Source organism: Amycolatopsis sp. CB00013 (genome assembly GCF_001905755.1).
Classification (GTDB): domain Bacteria; phylum Actinomycetota; class Actinomycetes; order Mycobacteriales; family Pseudonocardiaceae; genus Amycolatopsis; species Amycolatopsis japonica.
Genome location: NZ_LIWC01000004.1, coordinates 622,755 through 633,574, shown reverse-complemented (window position 1 = coordinate 633,574; position 10,820 = coordinate 622,755). Strand labels below are relative to the sequence as shown.

At 69.5% G+C, this 10,820-nt stretch carries 8 protein-coding genes; 4 read left to right on the top strand and 4 right to left on the bottom strand.

Annotated features, from left to right (window positions below):
* Positions 1-9: 9 nt before the first annotated feature.
* Together AMK34_RS29775 and AMK34_RS29770 are read right to left on the bottom strand one after the other, a co-directional pair.
* Entirely contained in the window at positions 10-1,437 is a 1,428-nt protein-coding gene (locus AMK34_RS29775; protein WP_073847539.1) for an FAD-dependent oxidoreductase, read from the bottom strand.
* Positions 1,434-3,503, bottom strand: coding sequence for a molybdopterin oxidoreductase family protein (locus AMK34_RS29770; protein WP_241832890.1), 2,070 nt, complete (start codon positions 3,501-3,503; stop codon positions 1,434-1,436). Before AMK34_RS29770 ends, AMK34_RS29775 begins: the two co-directional genes overlap by 4 nt.
* Before the next feature lie 518 nt (positions 3,504-4,021).
* Here AMK34_RS29770 and AMK34_RS29765 point away from each other — a divergent pair.
* Genes AMK34_RS29765 through AMK34_RS29755 form a run of 3 tightly spaced genes read left to right on the top strand, consistent with a single transcriptional unit; the run spans position 4,022 to position 7,482 of the window.
* Positions 4,022-4,546 carry a PadR family transcriptional regulator gene (locus AMK34_RS29765; protein WP_038518989.1) on the top strand — a complete coding sequence of 175 codons (525 nt, stop codon included), beginning with the start codon at positions 4,022-4,024 and terminating at the stop codon, positions 4,544-4,546.
* Between the two features lie 15 nt (positions 4,547-4,561).
* Entirely contained in the window at positions 4,562-5,242 is a 681-nt protein-coding gene (locus tag AMK34_RS29760; RefSeq protein ID WP_038518992.1) for an ABC transporter ATP-binding protein, read from the top strand.
* The gene (locus AMK34_RS29755) at positions 5,239-7,482 is read left to right on the top strand and encodes an ABC transporter permease (protein ID WP_073847538.1); all 2,244 of its coding nucleotides are present in this window, start codon (positions 5,239-5,241) and stop codon (positions 7,480-7,482) included. Before AMK34_RS29760 ends, AMK34_RS29755 begins: the two co-directional genes overlap by 4 nt.
* A gap of 1 nt (position 7,483) precedes the next feature.
* Here AMK34_RS29755 and AMK34_RS29750 read toward each other — a convergent pair whose 3' ends face one another.
* Entirely contained in the window at positions 7,484-8,281 is a 798-nt protein-coding gene (locus AMK34_RS29750; RefSeq protein ID WP_038518996.1) for a TIGR02569 family protein, read from the bottom strand.
* 105 nt (positions 8,282-8,386) lie between these two features.
* On the opposite strand from AMK34_RS29750, the gene AMK34_RS29745 reads away from it, so the two are divergent.
* The gene (locus AMK34_RS29745; protein WP_073847537.1) at positions 8,387-9,355 is read left to right on the top strand and encodes a hypothetical protein; all 969 of its coding nucleotides are present in this window, start codon (positions 8,387-8,389) and stop codon (positions 9,353-9,355) included.
* Between the two features lie 229 nt (positions 9,356-9,584).
* Here the strand turns inward: AMK34_RS29745 and moeZ are convergent, their stop codons facing one another.
* Positions 9,585-10,763, bottom strand: coding sequence for an adenylyltransferase/sulfurtransferase MoeZ (gene moeZ, locus AMK34_RS29740; RefSeq protein WP_073847631.1), 1,179 nt, complete (start codon positions 10,761-10,763; stop codon positions 9,585-9,587).
* Positions 10,764-10,820: the final 57 nt, after the last annotated feature.

Below are 10,820 nucleotides of genomic sequence, written 5' to 3'. Positions count from 1 at the left end.
CGTTCGGGTTCACTGGGCGGCCAGCCATTTCGCGACCCCGCTCACGGCGTCCTTGCAGCCGCCGCAGCCGGTCGTCGCGCGGGTCGCCCCGGCGAGGGCGGGGACGTCGGTGGCGCCGCCGCGCCACGCTTCGACGAGCCGCCCCTTGGTCACCGCGTTGCAGCGGCAGATGACCGCCGACGCGGGCAGATCGGCCGGGCTCGACGCCGACGGCGCTCCCGGCGGCAGCGAGCGTCCTAAAAGGACAGCCAGCCGGTCTTCGGGCACCGGGGTGCCCCGGTCGTAGAGCTGCGTGATCGTCGCGGCAGCGTCGGGCAGGCCGAGCAGGATCGCGCCGGCCACCCGGTTCTCGCGGACGACGAGCTTGCCGTAACGGCAGCCCGCCGGGTCGCTGAACGTGAGCACTTCGGCGGCCGGGTCGTCCGCGCCGGTCATCGTCTCGCCGAGCGCGGTGAGGTCGATGCCGCGCGCCTTGAGCCTCGTCACCGCTTGAGTACCGCGGTACCGCGACGCGGATTTCGCGCCGGTGACCAGATCCGCGACGACGGCGGCCTGTTCCCACGCGGGCTGCACGAGCCCGCCGAACGCGCCGGGATGCTTGGCACAGTCACCGATCGCGTGGATCCGGCCGTCGCTGGTGCGCAGCAGATCGTCGACGACGATGCCGCCCTCGACGGTCAGCCCGGCGTCCACGGCCAGTTTCGTCTCGGGCCGGACGCCGGTGGAGACGACGATGAGATCGGCGGGAACGTGCGTGCCGTCGTCGAGTTTGAGCCCGTCGCCGCTGACGTAGCGCGCCGCTCCGACACCGAGCCGGAAGGCGACGCCGAGTTCTTCGAGCTTCCTGGTCAGCACCCGCGCCGATTCCGCGTCCAGCTGACGTTCCATGATGTGCGGCATCGGATGCACGACGGTCACGAGATTCCCGCGTCCGGCGAGACCTCGCGCGGCCTCCAGGCCGAGCAGCCCGCCGCCGAGCACCGCGACCGGCGCGCCCAGCCTGGCGGCGTCGAGAATCCGGGCGCAGTCGTCAAGGGTGCGGAACGCGACGACGTCCGGGCCGGGTTCGAGCCCTTCCACCGGCGGCATCCACGGATTGGCGCCGGTGGCGAGCACGAGCGCGTCGTAGTCCACAGTGGACCCGTCGTCGAGGTGAACCCGCCGCGTGTCCCGGTCGATCGACGTCGCGGAGACCCCCCGGCGAAGATCCGCACGGGTACGGGACGGCCATTCGTCGTCGTGCAGCCGGACGGCCTCGGGCCGCATGGTGCCGGCGACCACCGACGAGAGCAGTACCCGGTTGTAGGCGGTGTGTTCCTCCGCGCCGACGACGGTGAGCCGCACGCGCTCACCCTCCGGGTCGCGGCGCTGGATCTCGTCCGCGAGCCGCGCGCCCGCCATCCCGTATCCGGCGATGACCACCGACCGGGGGCTCACGCGACGACCTCGGCCGGGGCGAGCGCGACCGCGCACGCCTTGAACTCGGGCATCCGGCTCGTCGGGTCGAGCGCCGGGTTGGTCAGCAGGTTCGCCCTGCCCTCACCGGGGAAATGGAACGGCAGGAACACCAGGTCGGGGCGCAGCGACGCCACACAACGGACGCGTGCGACGGTCTCCCCGCGGCGGGAGCGCACGAGCGCGAGGTCGCCCTCGGCCAGCCCCGCGCGGGCAGCGGTGTCGGGATGAACTTCCACGAAGGCCTCCGCCACGACGTCGTTGAGTTCCTTGACCAGCCGGGTCTGCGCCCCGGACTGGTAGTGCTGCAGGACCCGCCCGGTGGTGGCCTGCAAGGGGAATTCGGCGTCCGGCAGCTCGGCCGGGCCGACGTGGTCCACCGGCACGAACCGCGCGCGGCCGTCCGGGTGAGCGAAGGAGTCGAGGAACATCCGCGGTGTACCGGGATGTGATTCCGCCGGGACGGGCCAGTAAAGGGCTTCGCCGTCGCGGAGCCGGTCGTAAGTGATGCCCGAGTAGTCGGCGACGCCGCCCTTGGACGCGCGGCGGAGCTCGGTGAAGACCATCTCGGCGTCCGTCGGGAACCGTCCGTCGGGCTGACCGAACCGGCGGGCGAGTTCGGAAAGCACATAAAGATCGGTCTTCGCGCCGGACGGCGGATCGATCGCCTTGCGCCGCAGGAGGATCCGGCCTTCGAGGTTGGTCATCGTGCCGTCCTCCTCGGCCCACTGGGTGACCGGCAGGACGACGTCGGCCATCGCCGCCGTCTCCGAGAGGACGAGGTCCGAGACCACCAGGAAGTCCAAAGAGGACACTTTGTCCTGGATGTTCCCGGCGCCGGGCGCGGAAACGACGAGGTTGCTGCCGAACACCATCAGCGCGCTCGGCCCGTCTTCGGTGCCGAGCGCCTCCAGCAGCTCGACGGCCGAACGGCCCGGCCCCGGCAGGGATTCCGGTGGCACACCCCAGACCCCGGCGACGTATTCGCGCGCGGCGGGGTCGTCGATCTTGCGATAGCCGGGCAGCTGGTCGGCTTTCTGCCCGTGCTCGCGACCGCCTTGGCCGTTGCCCTGCCCGGTCAGGCAGCCGAAACCGGATCCCTTGCGCCCCGGCAGGCCGAGGGCGAGCGAGAGATTGATCCAGGCGTTGACCATCGCGGTGCCGTTGGCGTGCTGTTCGGTGCCGCGCGCGGTGAGGACGTAGGCGTTGCGGGCCGCGGCGAGCTTGGCGGCGACCCGGCGCTGGTCCGCGGCGGAGACGCCGGTGATCTGCTCGACGCGCTCCGGCCACCAGGCCGCGACCGAACGCCACAGCTCTTCGAAACCGTTCGTCCTCGAGACCACATAGGACTTGTCGAGGAGGCCGTCGGCGACGACGGCGTGCAGGATGCCTTGCGCGAGCGCGAGGTCCGTACCCGGCGCGGGCTGCAAGTGCAGTCCGGCCAGTTCGGCGGTCGGCGTGCGGCGCGGGTCGACGACGATCAGATCCGCGCCCCGCAGGTGCTGGGTGAACGGCGGCATCGTCTCGGCCGGGTTGGCGCCGATCAGCAACACCGCGTCGGCGTCGGCGAGATCCGTGACCGGGAACGGCATCCCACGGTCGGCGCCGAACGCCTTGATCCCGGCGGCGGCCGCCGACGACATGCAGAACCGGCCGTTGTAGTCGATCTGCGAGGTGCCCAGCGCGACGCGGGCGAACTTCCCCAGCAGATAGGCCTTCTCGTTGGTCAGCCCGCCGCCGCCGAAGACGGCGACCGCGTCGGCACCCTTGGCCTCGCGGATCTCGGTGAGCCGCCGGGCGACGAGGTCGAGCGCTTCCGTCCAGCTCGCGGGCCGGAGTTCGCCGTCGACCCTGATCAGCGGCGTCGTCAGGCGGGACGGCGAAGTGAGCAGCTCCCCCGACGTCCAGCCCTTCTGGCACAGGCCGCCGGCGTTGACCGGGAAGTCGCGCGGGGCGACCCGGGCGCCGTCGAGGCTCATCCCGCACTGCAGGGCGCAGTAGGGGCAGTGCGTGTCCACCGCGGTCACGGTGGGGGCGGCGAGCGGCACGGGCACCTCCTCCAGGCGTCGATAGCGCTTGAAGGTAGGTAGGCCGTGTTACCTGAAAACTCCTGAATGTTTCAGGCGTTTGACATTGCCCGCCGCCGATGGACGTCACACCGTGAGGTCGCCGGGCAGGTCCGTGAAGGCAACCGATGCCCCCAATGCCACATTGGGGACACTCGACCGCCGACGAGCCGAACCAAACGGTCATTCAGTCGAAATCGGGCAAGATCTCCCCAAGGCTTCGGTGATCCGACACAGCCAGCGAACTCCTCGACACGGCTCCGCCCCCTTGTCTCCCGGATCGCGCGCGAAAGCCACTTTCAGGACATCTGACGTCCCGAAAGTGGCTTTCGCGACACCTCTCGATGCGGCACAGATCCCATGAGGGCCGAAGGGGCCCTTCACCGCATGCCACGCGGCGAAGGGAGCTTTCACCACGTCACATGCGGCGAAAGGCCCCTTCAGCAACTATTCACCATGTGTATAGACCGTGCGTATACACACTGTGTATAGTCGCCCGCATGTCCATCGGGAACACCCTGCTCGGCCTGCTCGAAGCCGGTCCGAAGCACGGTTACGACCTCAAACAGCTCTACGACAAGCAGTTCCGCCAAGACCGTCCACTGCACTACGGACAGGTCTATTCGACGTTGAACCGGCTCCTGAAGAACGGCCTCGTCGAGGAGAACGGCGTCGAAGCGGGCGGCGGTCCGGACCGGAAGCGGTACGCGATCACCGACGCCGGCGTCACCAACGTCGAGGAATGGCTGAAGAGCCCGGAAAACCCCTCCGTCTACCTGCAGAACACGCTCTACACCAAGGTCGTGCTCGCGCTCCTGTCCGGCCGCGGCGCCCAGGATCTGCTCGACGCGCAGCGGAGCTCCCATCTGCGCGCCATGCGCGAGCTCACCGCCCGCAAGACCGCCGGAGACCTCGCCGACCAGCTGATCTGCGACCACGCACTGTTCCACCTGGAGGCGGATCTGCGGTGGCTGGAGCTCACCGCCGCCCGCCTCGACGACCTCGCGCGCCAGCTGACGCGCTGATCTGGGGACCACACAGTGGAAACACCGTTGTTACACGGGCTGGGCCTGCACAAGGCCTTCGGTCCGAATCAGGCGCTGGCCGGGGCCGGGTTGACGCTCGAACCCGGCGAGATCGTCGCGGTCATGGGGCCGTCGGGGTCCGGGAAGTCGACCCTGCTGCACTGCCTGTCCGGGATCGTCCGGCCCGACGAAGGTCAGGTCTCCTTCCGCGGGCGTGACCTCGCGAGCATGTCCGACGCCGAACGCAGTGCCCTGCGGCGTACCGAATTCGGTTTCGTCTTCCAGTTCGGGCAGCTCGTGCCGGAGCTGACCTGCCTGGAGAACGTCGCGCTGCCGCTGCGGCTGAGCGGGATGAGGCGCCGCCCCGCCGAGCGGATCGCGCGCGGCTGGCTCGACCGGCTGGCGGTCGGCGACATCGACGACAGCACGCCCGGCCAGGTTTCCGGCGGGCAGAGCCAGCGCGTCGCGATGGCCAGGGCATTGGTCACCGAACCGTCGGTGGTCTTCGCCGACGAACCGACCGGCGCGCTGGACACGCTCAGCGGAGAACTGGTCATGCGCCTGCTGTCCGAGGCGGCGAAACAAACCGACGCCGCCGTCGTCCTGGTCACCCACGAACCGCGGGTGGCCGCTTACTCCGATCGGGAGGTCATCGTGCGCGACGGCCGGACACGGGAACCGGTGGTGACCCGATGACCGGGCGCGAAGACCTGATGCTCGGGTTCCGGCTGGCCGTCGGGGGCGGCCGGGGCTCGATCGTCAGGCTCCTCCTGAGCACGGTCGGCATCGGGCTCGCGGTCGCGGTACTCCTGATCGGCGCCTCCGCGGGCACCGTCAAGGAGAACCGCGACCAGCGGACGTACGCCGCTTCCCCGCGGTACGGACAGATCCCGGGTATCGCACCGCTGAACTACCACGCGACGACGACCGACTTCCGCGGTCAGGCGATCTCGCTCGTCCATCTTCAAGCCACCGGGCCGAACTCGCCGATCCCGCCGGGAGTGGACCGGCTGCCCGCGCCGGGCGAGGTCTTCCTTTCCCCGAAGCTCGACGAACTCGTCGCGGCCGACACCAGTGGCCTGTTGCGGCCCCGTCTGCCCGGCAAGCCGGTCGGGATCATCGATGCGGAAGCCGTGCTCAATCCGAATGATCTCGTCGTCTACGCAGGCACGGGCAATCCGCGGAACGGCGTCGCGATCTATGCCTTCGGTGCCCCTCCCGGCTACGAAACGCCGTTCGAGCGGGGACTCCTCTCGCTCCTGCTGCTCGGGCTCTTCGTCCTCCTCACGCCGGTGTTCATCTTCGTCGGGACGGTCTCCCGGCTCGGCGGCGCGGCCCGGGACCGGCGGCTCGCCGCGTTGCGGCTGGCGGGTTCGTCCCTCGCGCAGTTACGCCGGATCACCGCGGCGGAATCCCTAGTGGGCGCCGCGGCCGGGTTGGTCGTCGGTACCGCGCTGTTCCTGCTCTTCCGCGGCACGGCGGCGAACTTCCAGGTGTTCCGGTTCGGGTTGTACCCGGACGACCTGACGCCGTCGTGGCCGCTGGTGGTGCTGATCGTGCTCGCGGTCCCGGCCCTGACCGTGGCGACGGCTTGGGCGTCCCAGCGGCACCTGGTCGTCGAACCGCTCGGCGTCGTCCGCGAGACCGCGCAGCCGAAGCGAAGGTTGTGGTGGCGGCTGCTGCCGGTCGTCATCGGAATCCTGTTGATCGCCCCGGATTTCGGTGTCGCGAGCGAACTCGGCCGCTGGGCGCTGATCGGCGGCGCGGCACTGCTGATGGTCGGGATCCCCGCGCTGCTGCCGTGGCTGCTGGAACGCGTCGTTTCCCGGATCAAGGGCGGGCCGCCGTCGTTCCAGCTCGCGATCCGCCGTATGCAGAGCGACAGCGGGACCCCGTCACGGGTGGTCGCGGGTCTCTGCGTGGTCCTCGCCGGGGCGATCGCGCTGCAGAGCCTCCTGGCGGGACAGGCCGCGATGGAGGCCGATCGCCACGACGACACGGGAGGCCGGATCACCGTCTACGCGGACGGTTCCGTGGCCGATCGGGCGATCGCCGCGGTCCGCACGGTCCCCGGCGCGGCTGATTTCCAGGTGTTGCGTTCGCTGTTCGTCGAGGGGAAGCGCCAGGACGGCATGCTCGTACTGATCGCCGTCGCCGACTGCGCCACGATCGAGGCGACGACCACCGCTACCGGTTGCCGTGACGGCGACGTGTTCGCCGACCCGTCCTTCCTCCACATAGGACAGTCAGCGAAGATCACGGACAACGACAAACGGGAGCAGCCGTGGACCGTTCCGGTCACACCGCGACCGTTCGAGGTGAAGCCATCGAGCGTCACCGAGACTCTGGCGCCACAAGTGCTCGCGACGCCCGCGGCGGTGGCGGGTGTCGACCTGGCCGCGGCCTTGGTCACGGCGACCCTGCGCGGGACGACCGGGAATCCGGATTTCGTCGAGCTGGTGCGGAACTCCGCGGCACCGTACAGCGGGCAGGTCACCGTGGCGGCCTACAAGGGGGAACGGGCCTCCACCGAGGCCCTGATGTTCGACGACGCGCGGGACATCCTGCTCGGCGGCGCGCTGTTCGTCCTGCTGCTGGCCGGGGTGAGCCTGCTGGTGCTCGCCCAGGAACAGGTCCGTGAACGGCGGCGAGCCCTCGGCGCGCTGTCCGCCACCGGCGTCCCGGTGCGCGTGATCGTCCGGTCCTTGCTGTGGCAGAACGGAATCCCGCTGCTGCTGGGCATCGTGCTCGCGACGGCGACCGGGATCGCCGTCGCCGCGCTGGGCAAGCGGCTGTTCTGGGACGGGCTGTACGTCGACTGGTCCGCGGTCGCGCTGCTCGCCGCGGCGGCCGTCGTGATGGTGCTGCTGGTGACGGCATCGACGGTGCCGTCCGTGCGTTCGGCGGCGAAGGCGGAGAACCTGCGCACCGAGTGACCTACAGTACGGCGCTCACGTCCCGGGCGGCGGCACGAAGTCCGTCGTGCGCCGCCCGGGTCGACCGCGGGTCGAGGGCGTTGGCCGCCAGGCGGAAGAGGACGGCCCGCAGGAGAAGCTGCGGCCATTCGGGCAGATGCGCCCAGCGTTCGAGAAGATCGATGGTGGCGCCGCCCCAGGCCAGCGCGTCGACCGCGACGATCGCGGCGCCCCATTCACCCGGCCGGTAGTACGGCACGAAATCGACGATGCCGGGCGCCGCGTCGCCGTCGAACAGCACGCCGGCGAGCAGCTCCCCGTGGACGACCTGGTCGGGCAGTTTGACCGGTCTTCGGGACCCCGCCAGTACCTCGAACCAGCGGCCGCCCTTGTTCTCGTCGAGGGACATGTCCGCCTCGCCCCAGGCGAGTTTGTCGGCCAGCGCCTCGAGATCGGTGCGCCGTCCCAGGAAATCCGGCCGGGGCAGACCGGCCGTCGCGCGATGCAGTTTGACCGCCGCGTGCACGACCTCGTCGTACCGGTGCTCGGCCGTGCCGGACACGAACCGGTTCGCCGACCAGCCGCCGACCACCCAACGGCCGTCACTGGACCGGACCGGTTTCGCGACCCGCAGACCCGGCTCGTCGACGGCTTCCAGCGCCCGTGCCGTCCACAGGGTCCGGGACTTGTCCACGACCGGCTTGAGCACGAGATCGTTGTAGCGCCAGGAATCGGTGCCGGGCATCGGTTCCGCGTCACCGGTACGTCCGCCGAACGCCGAACAGACGTGTTCCGGAGGGCTCTGAAGGGTGGCACGCACGGCTCGGCACGTTACCCCGTCTTCCGCGCCACGAACGAGAAGACGCGCTGGTCTTGAGTAGCGATACTCAAGACACGATCGCTTCTGACCTGCCATTCTTCGACCGTGATCCCCCGAACGGCGCAGCGCCGCCTCACCGACGGGCAACTCACCGCCCTCGCGCTCGGTTCACTGTGGCTGCTCGGCACGCTGGGCGCGGTCACCATGGGCCTGTTGCTCCTGCTCGCCGCGTTCCTGCACGTCCCGTGGATCGCGTTGCCGGTTCCGCTCGCGTCGATCGGGATGGTCTACGTCGTCGGTCTCGCGGCGCCAGAGGCTTTTCCGGCCGTCGCGAAGCCTTGGCCGCGGCTGGCGTGGGCTTCCGTGGCCGGGATGTCCGGCGTTTTCGGCGCGATCTTCGTGCTGGAGGTGGCGGAGGCGTTCGATCCCTGGTTCGCGTTGCCGTTCTTCGGCGTGCCGGTGCTGCTCGTCGCGGGTCTGTTCGCGCGGGGGCCGGGCGTCCGGGCGGGCGCGGGAGTCCTTTTGGTCGCGTTGGTCGCGGGCGGGATCGCCGTGCCCGCGTCGCTGCCTTCGGACACCGCCGCCCGGCGGCTCGCCGCGACCGGCGTCCCGCACGACCGCACCCTCGCCGCGGACCTCGGCCCTCATCGGCTCCCGACCAAGACGACCGAAGACTCCGGGTCGCTGATCGTCGAGTACGCGCCTCAGCTGTGGATCTCGCCCGTCTGGACCTTCGCGACCGATGTCGTCGAGAGCTGCGAGACAGCGGTGAAGACCGCTTGGCGCCTCGAAAACGCTACGTGCACCCCGGTCGGCGACGGCGAGTTCGTGCGGCGCGACGCCGAGCGGATCGAGTTCGTTCAGCGCCGTGGCGCGCTGTCGGTGCACGTCGCGGGCAACCACAACTGGAAACCCGAGGAACTGCGGGAACTGGCCGGGAAGACCCATCCGCTGACCGACGCCGAGATCATCGCCGCGGTGCCGAAGTCGCGGGGCGGGAACCGGACCGATGTCTTGGCGGGATTCACGGTCTTCGTGCGGGCGATCTTCACCGGCCGCTCGATCGGCTACTGACGCTCGGGGGAGCAAGGGACCTTTGCTACCACCCGCGCCTAGGTACATGAAGGACCCCTTCCTGTACCTAGGCGCAAGGAAGGGGGCCTTCATGTACTCAGTCTTGTGGCGTGCGCGCTGTCGGGGACCGTGTGGATTTTGGTGCGTCAGATGACCCGAAACCCACACGGTCACCACGCCGACCTGCAGAAAGAGAGCAAGGGACCTTTGCTACCACCCGCGCGTAACGTCAGTAGGTCGGCAGGCTCTGGTCGATCTGCCGCGCCCAGGCCAGCACGCCGCCACCGAGGTGGGTCGCGTCCTTGAACCCGGCCTTGTGCAACGCCGCCAGCGCCTCCGCCGAACGCGCGCCCGACTTGCAGTGCAGCACGATCGGCTTGTCCTGCGGCAGTTCCGACAGCGCCTCGCCCGAAAGGATCTTGTCCTTCGGGATCAGCGTCGCGCCCTTGATGTTCACGATCTCGTACTCGTGCGGCTCGCGGACGTCGATGAGGGCGAAGTTGTCGCCGTTGTCGAACTTGGCCTTGAGCTCCGCCGGAGTGATCGTGCTTCCCGAAGCGGCCGAAGCGGCTTCGTCGGACACAACGCCACAGAACGCTTCGTAGTCGATGAGTTCGGTGATCTTCGGGGTCTCCGGATCCTTGCGGATCTTGACCTCGCGGTACTTCATCTCGAGCGCGTCGTAGCTGACGAGCCTGCCCAGCAGCGGCTCGCCGATACCGGTGATCAGCTTGATCGCCTCGTTGACCATGATCGAGCCGATCGACGCGCACAGCACGCCCAGCACGCCACCCTCGGCGCACGACGGCACCATGCCGGGCGGCGGCGGCTCGGGGTAGAGGTCGCGGTAGTTGAGGCCCTTGCCGTTCGGCGCGTTCTCCCAGAACACGCTCGCCTGGCCCTCGAACCGGTAGATCGAGCCCCACACGTAGGGCTTGCCGGTGAGCACGGCGGCGTCGTTCACCAGGTACCGCGTCGCGAAGTTGTCGGTGCCGTCGAGGATCAGGTCGTACTGCTCGAACAGTTCGAGCGCGTTCGACGACTCGAGCCGGTCGGTGTGCAGGTGCACCTTCACGAACGGATTGATCTCGGCGATCGTCTCCTGCGCCGACGCGGCCTTGAGCTTGCCGATGTCGGACTGTCCGTGGATGACCTGGCGGTGCAGATTCGATTCGTCGACCTCGTCGAAGTCGACGATGCCGAGCGTGCCGACCCCGGCCGCGGCCAGGTACAGCAGCGCCGGGCTGCCGAGGCCACCGGCACCGATGACCAGCACCTTGGCGTTCTTCAGCCGTTTCTGCCCGGTCACCCCGACGTCCGGGATGATCAGGTGACGGCTGTACCGGGCCACCTCGTCCTTGGTGAGCTCGGCGGCCGGCTCTACGAGCGGCGGCAGCGTGCCTGACATCGGGTCCTCCATCTCGCGTGGATCGCGGGTCGCATCCCAGTATCTACAACACGAAGA

Coding starts and splice junctions, on each gene's coding strand:
- moeZ (WP_073847631.1), bottom strand. CDS start 10,763: ATGTCAGGCACGCTGCCGCCGCTCGTAGAGCCGGCCGCCGAGCTCACC.
- AMK34_RS29755 (WP_073847538.1), top strand. CDS start 5,239: ATGACCGGGCGCGAAGACCTGATGCTCGGGTTCCGGCTGGCCGTCGGG.
- AMK34_RS29765 (WP_038518989.1), top strand. CDS start 4,022: ATGTCCATCGGGAACACCCTGCTCGGCCTGCTCGAAGCCGGTCCGAAG.